Here is an 18,450-nt window from a genome sequence, read left to right on the forward strand (position 1 = left end):
ATCTGAACCTATCTGCAGGAAAATTGATAAATAAATTAATGTGCTGATGTTGAAGATACCGCATATTATTAATTAAAGAAATATGAAAGGAGTATGAATCAATGAAAAAGACAAACTTATTCTGGCCGCTGCCACTGCTTCTGGTTGCAGCTTGTGGAGAAGAATCTTCTTCTACAGAATCTGAAAATCCCAATAATTCAACAAATGAAGAGGGGATCTACGTTACAGCCAGCTTCTCTATTATTGGGGACATGGCTGAGGCTGTAGTTGGAGATCGTGGAACTGTCGATTATATTGTCCCGATCGGAGAAGAACCGCACGAGTATGAACCTGTACCAAGTAACTTCCAGGAAGTGAACGATGCTGATGTTTTTTATGTAAACGGGATGAATCTCGAAGCATGGCTGGAACGGATCGTTGATAATGCTGCTGATACAGAAATAGTCCAAGTTACAGAAGGAATGGAGGAAATTCCTCTGGAGCAGGAAGATGGACCCGATCCTCATGCATGGCTGAGTCCGAAAAATGCGGAAGTTTATATAGATAATATCGTGGCTGACCTTTCCGAGCGGGATCCAGAAGGGGCAGAGACGTTCGAAGAAAACGGTCGTGCCTACCTGGAAGAAATAGATACTCTGGTAGTTGAAATAGAAGAAATGCTTGCAGATATACCAGAAGAACAGCGTCTGATAGTCGTAAGTGAGAATGCTTTCAAGTATTTTGGAAGAGATTTTAACATGGATACGGATGGAATATGGGATATCAACTCGCACGAAGAAGGAACTACAGGCCAGATTAACCGGATTATTGATGTACTAAATGATCGGGATATCCCGGCCGTGTTCGTGGAGTCCACTGTTGACAAACGCTATATGGAAACCGTGGCAGATAATGCCTCTCTTGAAATTGCAGGAGAAGTTTATACAGATGCTGTTGGTGTGGAAGGATCGGAAGCCTCCAGTTATATTGATATGATGCGTTATAATGCAGAAACTTTTGCAGAGGGCCTTTCTGAGTAGTATAGGCATTGTCGTTGTCTTTCTCTATCTTTCTTGGTAAAATACGAATAGAAATTAACTTAAGAGGTGAATAGAATGCAGATTACTGATCAGGCAAAGCAGTATATTGAAGGATTAATGAACGAGCACGATGCAGCAAACATTAAAATTTTCGCTGCTGGAATGGGCTGAGGAGGTCCCCAGCTGGGTCTGGCGCTGGATGCGCCGGCAGAAGAAGATATAATTGAAGAAATTAACGGCATACAGGTTGCTTTCGAAAAGATGATTCATGAACAGGCATCCGGAATCGAACTTGGTTTTCAGCAGACGGCTGATGGCGGAGGTCTAGTAATGAATGGCGGAGACAGCGACTGCTGTTAGCATGAATAGAATGTTAGAAGCGGCTGTACCTTAAGGGAGGCAGGCTGCGCCAGGCTGCACGGTAATTCGTGGTCTGTTTTAGAGCGTCATGACGGGATTATGCGTCATGACGCTTTTAAATTTAATTCTTAATAATGCCGCTTTGAACGCTATTTAGTTAACTATTAATTTTTCAGATACCATGCTCGTGTTCCATACTGTTCGCACTTCAGCGAATTTCAGAACTTGATATCAAGTTATAATCAGGGAAGATAACAGGAAAGGAAGCCTTATTATGAAAACAATAACAAATCGTAAGCTGGGCAGTTCGGATATGGAAATTTCTCCAATCGGTCTGGGCTGCTGGCAGTTTAGTAAAGGCAGCAACGCAGTAGGTAAATATTGGGATAGCTTAGCAGATGAGGATATGAATCAAATAATTAAAGTAAGTATAGAGAATGGCATTGATTGGTTTGATACAGCGGAAGTATACGGGAATGGTGCTTCAGAGCGTGTACTGGCTGCCGCTCTTGATGAATGGAACATAGGTTTTGATGAAGTGAAACTAGCTACTAAATGGTGGCCTCTGTTTAGAAAAGCTGCATCTATTGAAAAGACGATTGAAAGACGTAAGGATGCTTTAAATCAGCGGCCGATTGACCTGTACCAGATTCACCAGCCGTTTTCTGTTTCCTCAATTAAAAATCAAATGAAAGCGATGGCAGAACTTCAGAAGCAGGGCAAAGTCCGCAATATTGGAGTCAGTAATTTTAATGAAAAACAAATGAGAGAGGCTCATGCAGTTTTAGCAGAGGATAACCTTCCGCTCGTTTCAAATCAGGTGAAATACAGCCTGCTCGACAGACGTATCGAAAAGAACGGACTACTGGCTGCAGCAAAAGAACTGGAAACCGCGGTTATCGCTTATTCCCCGCTGGAACAAGGACTTCTATCTGGTAAGTATCATGATAATCCGGAAATGATTAAAAAAACGTCCGGTCCAAGAAAGTGGATGGGAAAATTCAAAGAAAACCAATTGCCTAAAACGGAACCGCTTGTCTCCTTACTGAAGGAATATGCTGATCAATATAATGTTACCGTAAGCCAGATTGTACTTAACTGGATGATTAATTACCACGGAAGCGCGGTATTTGTAATACCGGGAGCATCGAAAGTGAAGCAGGCAGAAGAAAATGCAGGAGCGATGACTTTTTCTCTTACTGGAGAAGAGCTGGAGCAGATTTCTGAAGAAGCCTGGAAAGTACAGTTATATAAATAAACAGAAGTGGCTCAGTCACTTCCGGCGGAAATATTCTACGCCGTGATTAAAAGGGTGAGCTGTAAGGAGGCATAAAATGAATATTGAATTTTTGAAATGTCATGGTTCGGGTAACGATTTTATAATCATTGATGAATGGACGAAGGGATATCGATTTACGGAGGAAGAAAGAAAAGAAGCAGCAATTCAGCTGAGCAGAAGAAACAGCATTATTGGATCAGACGGTATCCTTTTTGTTATAGGAAGCAGTAATGCAGATGCTAAAATGCGAATGTTTAATTCAGATGGCTCAGAAGCAGAAATGTGCGGGAATGGACTCCGGTGTGTCGCCAGATATGCGATTGAGAAGCTGAAAAAAGAATCATTGATGATTGAAACAATGAAAGCAATTCTTCCGGCAGCTAAAGTACCGGATGTATACGAAGGTATTCAAACGTTTGAAGTGGCAATCGAGCCGGTTTCACTAAATCCGGCATCACTGCCTCTGCAAACCGGAAAAGCCTCATGGAAAGAGACTATCATACCTGAAATTGACAAGGAGCTCACTTTTACTGCTTTAAGTGTACCAAATCCTCATCTCGTTACAATTGTGGAGAAAGTGAGCGACGAGCAGGTTAAAGCAGTCGGAAAGAAAGCAAATGAACTGAAACAGCTTCTTCCGAATGGTACAAATGTAAGCTTTGTTAAAATTATTAACGAAAGTACGATATTTGTAAGAACTTATGAAAGAGGAGTAGGTTTAACAAATGCCTGTGGAACCGCTATGTCTGCTGCAACACTTGTCAGCTGCCTGCTCGGGCGCCAGCCGCTCAACGAGGTCATTACAGTATTAAACCCTGGAGGAATGGTGCAGACAGTAGCAGAAGTACGGGGAGACGAGTCTTACTCTATTAAGCTCCGCGGTAATGCGACATACGAATTCAGCGGCAGTGTGCAGTTGGATTTTCATAATGCAGAAAAATCCGATCTGATTGAAACACAGGATTTTCCCGAGGAAACAGCAGCTTATAAAAAAATGGCCGACTACGCAAAAACGATGGCATAAAAAAGGAGCGGTCTCTGTAATAAATGAGACTGCTCCTTCTGCTTGGTTAACGGACGTTCATTTCCGAAGGTTTAGGCCCTTTACGGATACCACGGTCGAGATTATGAATAAGCTCCATCTCATCATCACTCAGTTCAAAATTAAAAACATCAAAATTTTCCTTGATGCGTGATGGAGTTACCGATTTTGGAATGACAATCGAATTATTCTGCAGATGCCAGCGGAGAATAACCTGAGCTCCTGTTTTGTCATGGTCGTCAGCAATACCCTGAACGACTGGGTGGTTTAAAACTTCTCCACCCTGCATGAGCGGACTCCATGCTTCCACAAAAATATTGTGCTTATGGCAGAAGTTTTTTAATTCATCCTGAGCAAGAAATGGGTGGCATTCCACCTGGTTTACAGCAGGAGGTACTTCACACTCATCCAGAAGCCGCTGCAGGTGCTCTTCGTTAAAATTACAGACACCGATAGCTTTAACTTTACCTTCTTTATAAAGCTTTTCCATCGCTTTATATGTATCTACATAGTCGTCGTACTCAGGAGTAGGCCAGTGAATTAAATAAAGGTCCACGTAATCAAGGCCGAGACGTTCAAGACTCTCATCAAAAGCTTTTAAAGTGTTTTCATATCCTTGATCTGTATTCCAGACTTTTGTAGTTATAAACAATTCATCCCGGGGGACGTCTATTTCTTTAAGGGCACGTCCGACACCGGCTTCGTTTTTATAAATCATAGCCGTATCGATAGAACGATATCCAACCCGTACTGCTTCTTTAACAGCTTCTGTAGCTTCCTCATCTTCAACCTGCCAGACTCCAAATCCGAGCTGAGGCATTTCAACTTCGTTGTTTAATTTTATATACTGCATGAAAACTCCTCCTTAAATGTAGCTTGCATAAAACATTATAACATAATACGTAAGCGCTATTAACAAACAGGATCTATTGGTAAAGGATGATGAATTACTCTCTGATGGAACTTGGTAACCCGGATAAAACCCTTTCTCAAAAAAGGCAGATCAAAAAGGAAACCCAGCCTATACCAGTATGCTGTATTCAATTACAGGCCATCCTGAAGAACATGTCAAGCCGGATATGATAAAATAACAGTAGTAATTTTCAAGGAGGATTTTGTATGATTTATATTGATAATGAAAATGTAACTGATCCGGGAATCAATTTAGCTTTGGAAGAATATGCTTTAAGGAAACTTCCGACGGACGACTCTTACCTGCTTTTTTATGTGAACAAGCCCTGTATTATAATAGGGAAGAATCAGAATACACATGAGGAAATCAATAAAAAATTCGTTGATGATAATGATATTCAGGTAGTCCGGCGTTTATCAGGAGGAGGGGCCGTTTATCAGGATCTCGGCAATCTCAGTTTTAGTTTTCTGACGAAGGACGATGGAAACAGCTTTTCCAATTATGCCAAGTTTACTCAGCCGGTAATAGAAGCCCTGGAAGAGCTTGGGGTAAATGCTGAACTAAGCGGGAGAAATGATATACAGGTAGGGGAAAGAAAAATTTCAGGCAATGCCCAGTATTCCACGAAAGGAAAAATGTTCAGCCACGGTACCCTTCTGCTCGATGTAGAAATGGAGAACATTGTGGATTCATTGAATGTAAACGAGGAAAAGATCCGTTCCAAAGGGATTAAATCTGTGCGGGCCCGGGTGGCGAATATCAACGAGTTTTTAGAAGAAAAGATGAATGTCGAAGAATTGAAGAAGATGATTTTAAGCTACATTTTTAAAGATGGGAATATACCAACATACAAGTTTTCTGACCATGAATGGGATGAAATAAAGGAACTTTCTGCAGAACGTTATAAGAACTGGGATTGGAATTATGGAAAAAACCCCAAGTTCGATCTTCACAGGTCAAAACGTTTTGAGGGAGCAGGTACGGTAGATGTCCGTTTAAATGTAGGAAAGGGAAAGATCACCGAATGCCGTATTTTCGGAGATTTTTTTGGAGTGGGAGAAATCGAAGATCTGGAAAACCTCCTGAAAGATACGACCTATGAAAAAAAAGCCCTGCAGGAAGCATTAAGCAAAACGGATCTTAGTTATTATTTCGGAGAGGTATCCAGAGAAGATTTTATAGAGCTTATATATTAAGCAGTGTTAAAGTCTGTGTTTCTATATGCAAAAAAGGGAACTTGGCTTTCCGAACGCCTGCGAAAGGAAGAAGTAATTCCGGATCTGGGTTAGGAAATAGACATATACAGTATGATCAAAAAAGCCGAAAAAAGAAGCAGGGCGGATAAAATCCGTTCTGCTTCTTTTTTATAGATTGTATGATCAGTCTGTCAGTTTCTGAGCAGCGTAAAGCTCGCCAGGATCAGGCGAAGGAGACAGCACCGTTGTGAAATGATATTTCCCAATATCTTACGGTAAACTTTATGATTTGCTATCAACTGCGGCAGCAAGAGCGACATGCACCATTTCATTAAAGGTTTCCTGACGTTCCTGCGAGGAGGTTTCTTCTCCGGTTAAAATATGGTCGCTTACAGTCAGTACCGAAAGAGCCTGGACAGCAAATCTTGCTGCAATAGTATAAAGAGCGGAAGTTTCCATCTCTACAGCCAGGACCTGGTGGCGGGCCAGCTGAGGAATAAGATTTTCATCATCATTATAAAAAACATCGCTCGTAAAGACACTGCCTACCTGCACCTGCAGTCCTTGACTGACAGCTCCTTCATATGCCTGTTTTAACAATCCGAAATCTGCAGTAGGAGCAAAGTCTATTCCGTTAAAATAACGCTGGTTTACACCTGAATTTGTCGTAGCACTCATCGCCAGAATGACGTCGCGTACCTTTACGTCTTTTTGTATAGCTCCACATGTACCTACGCGAATCAATTTTTTAACTCCGTAGCTGTTGATTAATTCGTGGGCATAAATGGAAATAGATGGGACACCCATACCTGTTCCCTGCACGGAAACGGGCTCTCCTTTATATGTACCTGTAAAACCATACATTCCCCGGACATCATTATACTGCTTAACATTCTCCAGAAAATTATCTGCGATGTATTTAGCACGCAGCGGATCCCCTGGCAGCAGAATAGCTTCTGCAATATCTCCTTCATTTGCTCCAATGTGTACACTCATTTAATTCATCTCCTCTTAAACGTAAGTATCACCTTTAAATTTAACATATGGTGGAGAAGTGCGCAAAGCGCATATGAAATTGCTTCAGGTGAGGACGTCCACTAGTATCTCGATATTTATTTTGTCCGTCCGACGTACAGCGGGCGGACTTCTTCTATCAGGGAAGATTTTGATATTCCAGGATTCTGCATTTTGAGAAGTTCAGCCTCAAAAAGCATTGCTGAAAAGCAAGTGTCCGGTTTAAACCCTGATTCAATTAGATCCTTTCCAGTAAGCCAGCTCGTAATAGTTTCCCTGCGGTACAAATAGCGGGAAAGTTTTTGACGGGTAGCCTTAGGTGCGAACGCGTTGATAAAAGGTACTAATACGAAAGCTTCAAAGTGAACTAATTCACGGTGCAGCTGAGAATCATTCATTTTGCTCCATTTACCCATGCTTTCATTCTCCATCCATTTTACCCAGGTCTCGGCAGTCCGTTTATCCTGCTTGTTCAGGCCGTAAGCTGCAGTTTTTTTAACTAGGCTTACATCGGAAGGGAGAAATTGAATCAAATAGCCCATCCATTTGCTGGAAGGGAAAATCACTTCTGCTTTTTCCATGAGCTTTTCGTAACAGTAAAGGCGCCTGATTCTCCTGGAAGTGGTCTCAGAAGGAATCGTTTCGGAAAAAAGCCGGGAACTTACGGAAAAAGCTATCAGCCGCTCAGCCCCTATTCTAGGGTCTGAGTGAAGAAACAGCCTTGAGAGCTCATCGGCAAGTCTCGCATAGGAAACAGAAGCCAGCAGCTCCATATTTTCTTCTGCGAGGTATTTTGTCTGAGGATCCATCCTGAAACCAAACCGTGCTTCAAAGCGGAGAGCTCTCAATATACGTGTCGGGTCTTCTACAAAACTTAAATTATAAAGAACCTTTAATCTTTTTGCGTAAATGTCTTTTAATCCCTGAAAATAATCAGTGAGTTCTCCATAGGAATTTTTATTTAGTGATACAGCAAGGGTGTTCACAGTGAAATCGCGCCTGAAAAGGTCTTCTTTAATTGTAGAAGGTTCCACATCTGGAAGCGCGGCCGGAAAATCGTAATATTCTGTGCGGGCACTGGTCAGGTCTATTTTACAGCCTGAACTGTGGGACCATGTAGCTGTCCGGAAAATCTCGTGGGCTCTGACCTTTCCTCCATATTCTATCTGCAGCTGTTCAGCCACTTTTATAGCATCCCCTTCAACGACAATATCGAGATCCTCATTGGGAATGTTCAAAAACATATCTCGCACGATTCCGCCGATTAAATAAGCGCGCATCTGCATATCTTCGCATTTTTTTTGTATCATTTTTAAAAGCTGAAGAATTTGCGGTGCAAGCATTCGTTCCATTGTATTGGTTACCTGGCGTTTAACAGGAGCAGCTGCTTCCCTGCGGCTTTCAATCACATTTGGACCATGCATAGCTTCTATCAGGTCGGTTCTGGAGACGATACCAATCATTTTATCGTCTTTCAATACAGGCAGACGGCCGATCTGTTCTTCCATCATAAGCGAACGGATAGTTTCCAGACGAGTGTCAGATTTAATCCAGAAAGGATCCCGCTGCATGAAGCCCTTGACAGGGGCATGCCCCAGACCATGGTGAAGTGCTTTATCAATATCCCTTCTTGATATAATGCCGGTTAATTTTTCATTTTCTGCTACAGGAAATCCGCTGTGTCCGTAACGGTACAGCATCTTTGATGCAGTTTCGACGGTTGTTTCGGGGGCAATTACGCGCACTGGAGAAGTCATTAAATCCCGTGCTGTAAGAGCTGGTTTTACGATTGTTTCCAGATTCTCCTCGATTATTCTGCGAACGTCGTCAAGTGTACTGTCTTTTGAAGAAGCCGAAGCAGCCTGGGCATGTCCTCCTCCGCCAAGAGTACTCATCAGCGGCCTGAAATCCACCTGCTCTGTCTGAGCTCTCGAAGTAACAAAAACTTTTTTCCCCATGCGGACTGCAGCTATTACGCCATCGAGTCCGGAAATCTGCAGCAGCTTTCTCGTTATATGGGCAAGGTGGCCGGTATAATGCTCCTGGTCCAGAAAAGCAGTCATCAATTCAATTCCATGAACGGTATGAATTTCACTTTCTTCCAGAAGCTTTTGGAAAAGGTGCTGCTGGTCGCTTGTTAGAGGAACTTCACGAAATTGATCAACTACTTTTAAATTAGCTCCCTGGTGAAGAAAAAAAGCGCCGGCTTCGAGGTCCCGGGCAGTAGTTCCGGGAAGAGTAAAAGATTCTGTGTCTGAATAAAGGCCAAGCGCAAATACGGTAGCTTCGAGAGGACTGAGCGGCTGCTTATTCTTTTTTAAATGTTCGGACAGCAGGGTAATCGTTGCACCTACAGCTTCACATTCATAGATGGTAATACTGGGGGAATCAGGCACCTGATCCACGTGATGGTCATAGATAATAGCCGGCAGCAGATGGAGACGGTCGGGGAGCTGCTTGTCAATGTAGGAAGTATCCACTAAAATTATACTTTCGACGTTATCCCATTCACATTCGTGAGGGCGGAGAAAAGGGAAAATGTTTTTGTAAATCGTAATAAAGTGTTCGACTTCAGATGTCGCTCGGGAAGGAAGCACCGGGACCGCCTCAGGATGAAGTTTTCCAGCTGCGATCATAGAGGCCAGAGCATCAAAATCGAGATTATTGTGGGAAAGTATAACCTGCATGGAAGACCCTTCTTTCTAATAAACTTTGTCCGTAAACGTTTTATTCGTGAAAATTTTGCTTCCGTCCGTTAGAGAGTTTTCAGCGAAATAAAAAAAGAAATGTTTTCCAAGTTAAAATTATAAGAACAAGAGATTATTTTTTGTATCCAGTTATGAAAATGATTTGATACAATGAAGAAGCTGAATCTTCATAATTAAGATGTTTAATATTATATCAAATATAACAACTGCGAAATAAAAAAGGTGGAAATAAAATGAAAAAAGAAACGTACAGGCTTATTATGGATCTCACGCATAATCCTTTCTACACTTCTGTTCTTAAAGGCTTTGCGTCGAGCTGCTGGAGCAAACCATTCATCCGCAGATTTTCCAATACATATGGTATTAATATTGCAGAAGCGGGAAAACCAATCGAAGAATATAAAACGCTTCAGGAGTTTTTTTCCAGGTCTTTAAAAGAAAACAGCCGGCCGGTTTCCCCTGTTAAAAATAGTGTTGTCAGTCCTGTAGATGGTTACTTAACTGCCGCTGGAAACATTGAAGCACAAGATACTTTCACAGTTAAGGGGAAAGTTCATGATTTATACACGCTGCTGCGCCGTGAAGATAAAGTAAATCGATACAGCGGGGGAACTTTTGGAGTTTTTTATTTGTCTCCGCAGGATTACCACCGCATACATTCCCCGCTTGATGGTAAAGTAATTTCCCGCTGGGCTCTGGGAGAATATTCTGAACCTGTTAACTCACTGGCGTTTAAATTTGGTGTCCAGCCTCTCGCTTCAAATTATCGTTTGATAACTGAAATCTCCACTGCTTTTGGGTACGTTTGTATTGTTAAAGTTGGGGCGCTGAATGTGAACAGTGTTTATTATACTCATTTGAACAGCCAGGTTGAAAAGGGAGAAGAATTTGCAGGTTTTAGTTTTGGATCATCTGTAATAGTTTTATTTGAACCGGGAAGAATTGCCTTAAATAAAGAAGAGGGGGCTTTCCTAAGGCAGGGGGAAGTATTTGGTCTGACAGCTGACAGGGGAGAAAAAAGTGATTAGGTAAGCCGTCGGCCTGCGGAGCTGCTGGGAAATCAGGCATTAGAACAACAACGAACACAGCTGGCGCTTTTAATAGTGGAAACAAATAAAAACCGGCAGAAAGCCGATGAGCCTTACTGCCGGTTTTTTTGTTTTTCTTTTTCGATATCTGTTTTTAAATCATCCTGTACAGATTTATCCCACAATTTTATGCCGGTATTATAAGCGGTTCTCGAAATCATAAATGCTCCTACAGGCGCTGTTAGAAAGACGAAAATTATACCTAAAAGAATCTTCCCGATGAACAGGTCGTGCAAAATCAAAAAGAACAGAAATGTTCCGAGCAGAATTCCGATGACACCAAGTGTAGCACTTTTTGTTGCGGAATGGAGCCGGCCGTAAACATCAGGAAAACGGATGATGCCAATAGAGCCAAGAAAGCTTAAGATCCCTCCAGTCAGAAGAAAAATACTAATTATAATTTCAACGATCAATGACGACGCCTCCTTCCAGGAACTTCGCGAAAGAGATCGTACTGATGAAAGCCAGTATAGCAATAATTAAGAGGGCCTCCGCGAAAAGAACAGTCTCCTGGAGGATCATGACGAGGCCTATAAAGCCTATGAGGTTAAGGCCGATTGTATCCAGCGCTACAACTCTGTCAGCCATGGAAGGCCCTTTAACGAGGCGGAACGTACATAAGAGAATGGAAAGAGTAAGCAGAACTAATGTAATTTGACTAACGATCTCTATCACTTATTTCGTCACCTCCAAAATAGCTCGTTCAAACGATTCATGAATTTCTTTAATAGCTGCGTCTTTGTCCGGAACATGAATCGAATGAACATAAAACGTCTGCCCGTCTTCTGAAAAATTCATAGTAAGAGTACCTGGTGTAAGAGAAATGAGGTTGGCAAGCAGAGTTTTCTCCCAGTCAGTTTTCAGGCTCGTCGGAACCGCAATTATACCGGGCTGAATATTCATCTTTGGTTTAATGATGATTTTTACTACATCGTAGTTAGCGAGAATCAGTTTGTATATAAAAAGCATGATTAATTTGAAGAAAGCATATACTTTACGAAAATAGAAATCAAATCTCAAAAAGCGTCTTAAGAAGAAAAGCATCAGCAGGCCGACTACGTAACCTACAAAAAATTGAACGAATGAGAACTCATTTTGAAGGAACATCCAGATAACCGCAATAACGATATTAATTAAAATTTGAAATTGCATAATTTATTCCCCCAGTACGGCATCGATATAAATCGACGGCTCGAGTATTTCGTCTGCTACCGTTTCAGAGAAGACAAAGATAGGCTCTGCAAACAGACCTAGACCAATCGTAAGAGCTACGAGCGGCACAATTGGCAGAAGCAGCGGCATAAGTTTCACATGCTTGTAATCTTCTTTTTCCATGGAAGCTCCTCCCCAGAACACATAAATGAAAATTTTCATCATGGAAAACAGTGTAAGCAGCCCTACAAGCAGACTGACAGCTACGATGACGTACCTTCCCTGCTCAATACCAGAAAGTATGAGCGGAAATTTACTGAAGAAACCGCTGAGAGGAGGAATGCCTGCAAGCGATATAGCTGATATGAAAAAAAGCCAGGCCAGTGCAGGATGGGTACTCAATAACCCACTCATTTTCTTCAGGTCAGTCGTACCTGTAATTTTCTGTGTCGCCCCCGCAAAAAGAAACAGGGCAGATTTGACGATTATGTGGTGGGCAATATAATAAATAGCACCGGCTAAAGCCAGTGGGGTGAAAAGCCCAAGTCCCATAACCATATAACCTACCTGGCTGATAATGTGATAGGAAAGAATACGTTTAAAATCAAATTGTGACACAGCTCCAAGGACCCCGAAAAACATCGTTAAGCCGGCAAGTGCCAGAATGATGTTATGAGTGAAACCTATATCATGGACGAAAATAAGCGTAAAGGTTCTTATTATCGCGTAAATCCCTACTTTAGTAAGCAGCCCTCCAAATAATGCAGCAATAGCAGCAGGGGGTCCGTAATAGGATTTTGGAAGCCAGAAATATAGGGGGAACAACGCCCCTTTCATACCAAAAACAATCAGCAGTAATATTGCGGCGGCATTAATTACGCCCTGCTGTTCAAGCTGTTCTATCTGCACAGCAATGTGGGCCATATTCAGCGTTCCGGTCAGCCCGTATATAAAAGCAATGGCTATTAGAAATAATCCGGAAGCGAAAATATTTATTACTACATATTTATAAGATTCGCGGAGCTGATACTTTGTTCCTCCAAAGACTATTAATACATAAGAAGAAATAAGCATGACCTCAAAAAATACAAACAGGTTAAACAAATCTCCAGTTAAGAATGCACCGTTAACACCTGTTAAAAGAAAGAAATAGAATGGGTAAAAGAAAAACTTTTCTCTTTCCTTTGAAAGCGTCTGAAAGGAGAAAAACAGGCAGGCAACGCCTACTATACTGCTTAATAAAACCATAAGAGTAGCAAATAAATCGGCTACGAGAACAATTCCAAACGGAGCAGACCAGTTACCGAGTTCTACTGTCAAAACACCATTCTGATAGACGCTGACAATCAAAAATATGGAGCTTGCGAGCATAAGCAGTACTACTGCGGCACTGGCAATCCGCTGGGCAGCTGTATGATTTTTGAACAGAATCAGCACAGCTCCTGCTATAAAAGGTATAAGAACTGGAAGAAGTATAATATTATTCATTTGGATTACCTCTCAATTCTTCTAGATCGTCAGTATCGTGTTCTTTATACGTTCGATAAGATAAAACTAGTAAAAAAGCTGACACGCCGAAGCTGATTACAATTGCTGTAAGAATAACAGCCTGCGGAAGAGGATCTGTATAAGCTGCCGCTTCCTCTGTCAGCAGCGGAGGAGCCCCTGTTTCCAGACCTGCTAAGGTCAGAATCAGCAGGTGCACTCCGTGAGAGAGCATAACAACTCCAAATACGACGCGCAGAATACTTCTTGTCATAAAAAGGTACGTGGCAACGGCAATGATGATTCCTGAAGTGAATATCATGAGTATTTCCATTATGAAACATCCTCTGCGATAGATAGAATAATTAACAAGGCGACCCCTACAACTACCATGAGAATTCCCAGGTCAAAAGGGAGGGCTGTTGTCAATTCCACTTCCCCGAAAAAGGGCCATTGAAAATAATCAAAATACTGGGTTAAAAAAGCATCTCCAAAAAGAAGGCTGTTTAAACCGGTGAGTATCGCCAGCAATAGGCCGATTCCAATTATGACCGTATAGTCAAAGGGCAGCACTTTTTTAATTGAATCAAGATCAAAAGAGACGTAGAGCAGGATCAGAGCGGTAGCCAGCATGAGTCCTCCTATGAAACCTCCACCGGGAGCGTTGTGTCCGGCAAAAAAGAGATAGACCGAAAAGGAAAGGACGATAAACGAGACAATTCTGGTTATTGTATGGAGCATTAAAAAGTTCGTCTTCATACATCCTCACCTCCATGCATTTTGTGTTTGATCAAAGTGACCACACCAAGTGCTGCAATAGCAAGTACGAGTACTTCAAGGAGCGTATCGAGCCCCCGGAAGTCAACAAGAATGACGTTAACCATGTTATAGCCGCCGGCCAATGATTTGGAATTTTCTATAAAGAAATCTGAGATTGGCGTGATGTCCGAATCATTGCGAAGGGCATGAACGGATAAACTGGTAATGATAACAAATACACCTACTGATGCCGCAACCACCCCTTTAATAAGGTGTGAACCTTTATTTTTTGATTCTTTTTTAATCTCCGGCAGGTGTTTATAAGCCAGCAGGAAGAGAACTACCATCACTGTCTCAACAAGCAGCTGCGTAAGTGCCAGATCGGGTGCTCTGAACACAACGAACAGGGCAGCTATCAAGAAACCTACAACACCTAATAAGGCTATATTTGTTACGCGGTGCGTGATGAATGGCAAAGCCAATGTTGCCGCCAGCAGTACAAACGTCAATACCATCATATAAGCAGGGATGGACTGGTCTCCGGACAAGTCGATGGCCAGGGCATCATAGCGGAAAAATGTCCACAGCCCGAGTGAGCTGATAAAAATGACCATATAGAGCATATAGTCACTTAACCGACCTGTCATCTGAGCTCTGGTAATCTGCTGGGAACGAATTACAAGCTGATCAAGTGCCCCGTCGTAAACGTAGTTAAGCGGATCCCGTTCCCGGGCAAAGAAAAAGCTCGTCTGCCATTTTTTTAAATTCAAAGCAATGGCTGCCCCGATAAAGATAACAGCAATCGTCATCATAATTTCTGCGTTCAGCCCGTGCCAATGGTAGATATTAATGTAAAATTGGTCATCCCCTGAGGTAAGACCCGGGAGTATGGACTGCATAGTAGGCTCAATAATCGTATATGCGAGCATGTTCGGAAAAAACCCAAAAACAATGACGAGGACTCCGAGAATTATAGGAGAAATTAACAGCCCGGCAGGAGCCTCATGAACGTGTTTGGAGTAATTGTCCGGTTTAAATTCGCCTGTGAATGTTTTCGTAAAAATAAGCATACTGTAAACAAAAGTGAATACACTGGCAATCCAGGCCACTACTGGAATAAAGAACCCGAGAGTTTCGAGATTGAAAATATCGAGACTGGCAACATTTAAAGAGGCCGTAAAGAAAAGCTCTTTACTTAGAAAGCCGTTGAAAGGCGGCAGCCCGGCCATCGACGCCAAACCGATAAGAGAAATTGTAAAAGTGACAGGCATAATAGCCATTAGTCCGCCCAGTTTTCTAATGTCTCTTGTTCCTGTTTCATGATCAATAATCCCAACGGCCATGAACAGGCTTCCCTTAAAGGTGGCATGGTTAATTAAATGTAATACAGCAGCCATTGCAGCTGTCGTGTATAACGTTTCTGTATTAACAATGTCGTAATGCAGAGCAGCGGAACTCATTCCGAGAAGTGACATTATAAGTCCGAGCTGACTGACTGTGGAAAAAGCCAGAATACCCTTCAGATCCGTCTGTCTTATTGCGGAAATGGAACCCCAAGTCAAAGTAGTGAGTCCAAATATGATTAAAATCCAAAACCATTCGGCAGATGTTCCAAAAACAGGTGTCATTCTTGCTACCAAATAGATTCCGGCTTTTACCATAGTAGCGGAGTGAAGATAAGCACTGACCGGAGTCGGTGCTTCCATGGCATCAGGAAGCCAGATGTGGAATGGGAATTGTGCTGATTTAGTGAAAGCTCCAAGCAGGATTAAAATCATCGCTGCTAAAAACAGAGGCTCTCCTGCGATAGAGTCTGCAGCAGAAACAATTTCGCGGATGCTGAATGAACCTGCCAGTACATAGAGCAGGGAAAAACCTGCCAGCATAGCAAATCCGCCTGAAACAGTTATCAGCATAGACTTCTGAGCTCCGTAACGGGATTTTTCTTTGTGGAACCAATAGGCTATTAGTAATGAAGAAGCCAGGCTGGTAAGTTCCCAGAATACATACAGAACAATCAGATTGTCAGATAGAACCACACCGAGCATGGCTCCCATAAACATAAGTAAATATACGTAAAAATTATGCAGCGGTTCATTATTCTTATTCGCAATGTAATAAATAGAATAAAGCACCACTAGAGCTCCTATCCCTGTAATAAGGAGTGCAAACAGGAGACTCAGTCCGTCCAGATAAACTGTAAAGTAAATATCAAGAGAAGGGACCCAGGGAACGGCATGCTCTACCGGCTGAAACAACTGCCCGTCAAAAGGGATAAATGTCAGCAGATAGATGAATAAAATAAGCGGCAGGGGGAGCACGAACCATCCAGTATGGATATTACGAAATTTAAAATAACAAAATGGAATAATAATTGCCATAATAAATGGTGCTAGTGCAACAAAATGTAGCGTAGACAACGGAAATACCCTCCTCTATAAAATTAAGTATTAATGATCGTATCCTGATTTGATACTCCCTGATATCCATTTAACACTTTCATGGAAAGAAGAAAGGAAGCACGCTGCTTCCTTTCTTCTTTATCAAATAATAGTCAGAAAATGCACCTGTTTGAGTGACAAAGTAAATTATAATATAAATGACAGGCAGTTGCATCCTTTGACACTATGCTTAGGAGAACTATTTTAAACTTATATATATGAAGAAACTCATCAAAAATGAATAAAATTTTTTTGATCATCCGCGAAAAATGTCGTAACAAGCGGATTCCTTTTAAGAAATTTACCTGTTTTTGTTGTTTCGTTTGAAATGATTGATACAATAAATGTATTATGTGATGAGCAGAAATGGAGGAAGCCAATGCTTAAAAAGTTCATACCAGATCAATATGTTCAGTCCGTCTATGATATTGAAACGGAAGAATTAAGAAAACGGGGCGTAAAAGGAATCATTACCGATCTGGATAATACGCTGGTAGAATGGGACAGAAAAGATGCTACAGAAAAACTTCTTACGTGGTTTGAAAGACTTCGTGAAGAAGGATTTGAAGTAGTGATCGTTTCCAATAATAACGAAAAAAGAGTTCATACATTTGCCTCACCTCACGGCTTGACGTTTATTCACAGTGCGAAAAAACCTTTCAGTAAAGCATTCAAGGCAGCATGCAGATTAATGAATTTAAAGCACTCTGAAGTCGTAGTTCTGGGGGACCAGCTGCTCACAGATATTCTCGGTGGAAACCGTGCAGGATTTCAGACAATTCTCGTCGTTCCAGTGGCTGAAACCGATGGTATACTTACTAAGTTCAACAGAGCGATCGAACGCCGGGTATTTAAGGCGATGAAACGAAAGGGGTTAATTGAATGGGAGAGAGAATGATATGCGCCGGATGCGGTGTGGAAATACAAACGGAAAAAGAGGGGGAAACCGGTTATACACCGGAATCTGCTTTAAAAAGAGATGTAGTGATCTGTCAGAGATGTTTCCGGCTGAAACATTACAACGAGGTTCAGGATGTTTCTCTGACTGATGACGATTTTCTGCGGATGTTGAATCAGCTTGGCAGTCAGAAAGCATTAATTGTTAAAGTTGTGGACCTTTTCGACTTTGATGGAAGCTGGCTCGATGGCATGCACCGATTCACAGGAGGCAATCCCGTCCTGCTTGTCGGCAACAAAGTAGACCTGCTTCCGAAGTCAGTGAAGCGCAGTAAGGTTATTCAATGGATGAAAAAACAGGCGAAAGAATATGGTTTGAAGCCGGTGGATGTCACTTTAATGAGTGCAGAAACTGGAGAAGCTGTATTGGAAACGGCCGACACAATAGAAAAATACCGGAACAGCGGGGACGTTTATGTCGTTGGATGTACGAATGTAGGTAAGTCCACTTTTATCAATAAACTGCTTAGGGAATTTGGTGCAGAAGATGAAGCGATGATTACAACGTCCAATATCCCCGGGACGACTCTGGATATGATTGATGTGCCGCTTGATGACGGCAGCGTCCTCTATGACACCCCCGGCATTATTAATCACAATCAACTATCCCATTTATTATCAAAAAAGGACTTGAAAATCATTACTCCTAAAAAAGAAGTTAAACCGATAATATTTCAGCTGCAGCCTTCCCAGACACTTTTTTTCGGTGCAATGGGACGAATTGATTTTATAGAAGGTGCACAGCAGTCTTTTATTGTCTATATGTCAAATGACATCCATATCCATCGAACCAAACTGGAGAAAGCAGATGAACTTTATACTAACCATGCCGGCAGGCTTCTATCTCCGCCTTCTGAAGAAGATTTTTCTTCTTTTCCGCCATTCAATATGAAAGAATGGAAAATCCCTTCCGGAAAGATCGATATTGTTTTTCCCGGACTCGGATGGATTACGATTAGTGGAGAGGGAAGCGTAATTCGCACTCATGTGCCGGATGGCATTCATGTGACGATGCGTGATTCAATATTTTAAGGGAG

Annotated in this window: 18 protein-coding genes; 8 read left to right on the forward strand and 10 right to left on the reverse strand. The window is 42.0% G+C overall.

The features are described from left to right. The first annotated feature begins 101 nt into the window (after window positions 1-101). The 4 genes from FTX54_RS06765 (at window position 102) to dapF (ending at window position 3,682) form a co-directional block, all read left to right on the forward strand. Window positions 102-1,019: a metal ABC transporter solute-binding protein, Zn/Mn family gene (locus FTX54_RS06765; RefSeq protein ID WP_147802982.1), complete on the forward strand. Its 918-nt coding sequence runs from the start codon at window positions 102-104 to the stop codon at window positions 1,017-1,019. Between the two features lie 75 nt (window positions 1,020-1,094). After that, window positions 1,095-1,379, forward strand: coding sequence for a HesB-like (seleno)protein (locus FTX54_RS16815; RefSeq protein WP_422387419.1), 285 nt, complete (start codon window positions 1,095-1,097; stop codon window positions 1,377-1,379). Between the two features lie 274 nt (window positions 1,380-1,653). Next, window positions 1,654-2,637, forward strand: coding sequence for an aldo/keto reductase (locus tag FTX54_RS06770; RefSeq protein ID WP_147802981.1), 984 nt, complete (start codon window positions 1,654-1,656; stop codon window positions 2,635-2,637). Between the two features lie 76 nt (window positions 2,638-2,713). Then, window positions 2,714-3,682: a diaminopimelate epimerase gene (gene dapF, locus FTX54_RS06775; RefSeq protein ID WP_147802980.1), complete on the forward strand. Its 969-nt coding sequence runs from the start codon at window positions 2,714-2,716 to the stop codon at window positions 3,680-3,682. A gap of 46 nt (window positions 3,683-3,728) precedes the next feature. Here dapF and FTX54_RS06780 read toward each other — a convergent pair whose 3' ends face one another. Next, on the reverse strand, window positions 3,729-4,553 hold the full coding sequence (locus tag FTX54_RS06780; protein ID WP_147802979.1) for an aldo/keto reductase: 825 nt from the start codon (window positions 4,551-4,553) through the stop codon (window positions 3,729-3,731). A 266-nt stretch (window positions 4,554-4,819) separates the two neighbouring features. Between FTX54_RS06780 and FTX54_RS06785 the strand changes: the two genes are divergently transcribed. After that, window positions 4,820-5,809 (forward strand): lipoate--protein ligase, encoded by a 990-nt coding sequence (locus FTX54_RS06785; protein WP_147802978.1) that lies wholly within the window; start codon window positions 4,820-4,822, stop codon window positions 5,807-5,809. A 282-nt stretch (window positions 5,810-6,091) separates the two neighbouring features. Here FTX54_RS06785 and deoD read toward each other — a convergent pair whose 3' ends face one another. Together deoD and FTX54_RS06795 are read right to left on the reverse strand one after the other, a co-directional pair. Continuing rightward, complete coding sequence (deoD, locus tag FTX54_RS06790; RefSeq protein ID WP_147802977.1) at window positions 6,092-6,805, reverse strand: purine-nucleoside phosphorylase; 714 nt, start codon at window positions 6,803-6,805, stop codon at window positions 6,092-6,094. A gap of 116 nt (window positions 6,806-6,921) precedes the next feature. Further along, window positions 6,922-9,510 (reverse strand): CBS domain-containing protein, encoded by a 2,589-nt coding sequence (locus FTX54_RS06795; RefSeq protein WP_147802976.1) that lies wholly within the window; start codon window positions 9,508-9,510, stop codon window positions 6,922-6,924. A 254-nt stretch (window positions 9,511-9,764) separates the two neighbouring features. On the opposite strand from FTX54_RS06795, the gene asd reads away from it, so the two are divergent. Continuing rightward, on the forward strand, window positions 9,765-10,559 hold the full coding sequence (asd, locus tag FTX54_RS06800) for an archaetidylserine decarboxylase (protein WP_147802975.1): 795 nt from the start codon (window positions 9,765-9,767) through the stop codon (window positions 10,557-10,559). A 113-nt stretch (window positions 10,560-10,672) separates the two neighbouring features. Here asd and mnhG read toward each other — a convergent pair whose 3' ends face one another. Genes mnhG through FTX54_RS06835 form a run of 7 tightly spaced genes read right to left on the reverse strand, consistent with a single transcriptional unit; the run spans window position 10,673 to window position 16,435 of the window. Continuing rightward, complete coding sequence (mnhG, locus tag FTX54_RS06805; protein ID WP_147803139.1) at window positions 10,673-11,029, reverse strand: monovalent cation/H(+) antiporter subunit G; 357 nt, start codon at window positions 11,027-11,029, stop codon at window positions 10,673-10,675. Next, a complete protein-coding gene (locus FTX54_RS06810) occupies window positions 11,022-11,294 on the reverse strand; it encodes a Na(+)/H(+) antiporter subunit F1 (RefSeq protein WP_147802974.1) in 273 nt (90 codons plus the stop codon). The genes mnhG and FTX54_RS06810 overlap by 8 nt, the downstream gene beginning before the upstream one ends. Beyond that, on the reverse strand, window positions 11,295-11,771 hold the full coding sequence (locus FTX54_RS06815; protein ID WP_147802973.1) for a Na+/H+ antiporter subunit E: 477 nt from the start codon (window positions 11,769-11,771) through the stop codon (window positions 11,295-11,297). A 3-nt stretch (window positions 11,772-11,774) separates the two neighbouring features. Then, entirely contained in the window at window positions 11,775-13,259 is a 1,485-nt protein-coding gene (locus FTX54_RS06820) for a Na+/H+ antiporter subunit D (protein WP_147802972.1), read from the reverse strand. Continuing rightward, window positions 13,252-13,590 carry a Na(+)/H(+) antiporter subunit C gene (locus tag FTX54_RS06825; protein WP_147802971.1) on the reverse strand — a complete coding sequence of 113 codons (339 nt, stop codon included), beginning with the start codon at window positions 13,588-13,590 and terminating at the stop codon, window positions 13,252-13,254. The genes FTX54_RS06820 and FTX54_RS06825 overlap by 8 nt, the downstream gene beginning before the upstream one ends. Further along, window positions 13,590-14,015 carry a Na(+)/H(+) antiporter subunit B gene (locus tag FTX54_RS06830; protein WP_147802970.1) on the reverse strand — a complete coding sequence of 142 codons (426 nt, stop codon included), beginning with the start codon at window positions 14,013-14,015 and terminating at the stop codon, window positions 13,590-13,592. Before FTX54_RS06830 ends, FTX54_RS06825 begins: the two co-directional genes overlap by 1 nt. Next, a complete protein-coding gene (locus FTX54_RS06835) occupies window positions 14,012-16,435 on the reverse strand; it encodes a Na+/H+ antiporter subunit A (RefSeq protein ID WP_147802969.1) in 2,424 nt (807 codons plus the stop codon). The genes FTX54_RS06830 and FTX54_RS06835 overlap by 4 nt, the downstream gene beginning before the upstream one ends. A gap of 400 nt (window positions 16,436-16,835) precedes the next feature. Between FTX54_RS06835 and FTX54_RS06840 the strand changes: the two genes are divergently transcribed. After that, entirely contained in the window at window positions 16,836-17,354 is a 519-nt protein-coding gene (locus FTX54_RS06840) for a YqeG family HAD IIIA-type phosphatase (RefSeq protein WP_147802968.1), read from the forward strand. After that, entirely contained in the window at window positions 17,339-18,445 is a 1,107-nt protein-coding gene (yqeH, locus tag FTX54_RS06845; protein WP_147802967.1) for a ribosome biogenesis GTPase YqeH, read from the forward strand. The genes FTX54_RS06840 and yqeH overlap by 16 nt, the downstream gene beginning before the upstream one ends. Window positions 18,446-18,450: the final 5 nt, after the last annotated feature.

It is taken from the genome of Alkalicoccus halolimnae (assembly GCF_008014775.2).
GTDB lineage: Bacteria > Bacillota > Bacilli > Bacillales > Salisediminibacteriaceae > Alkalicoccus > Alkalicoccus halolimnae.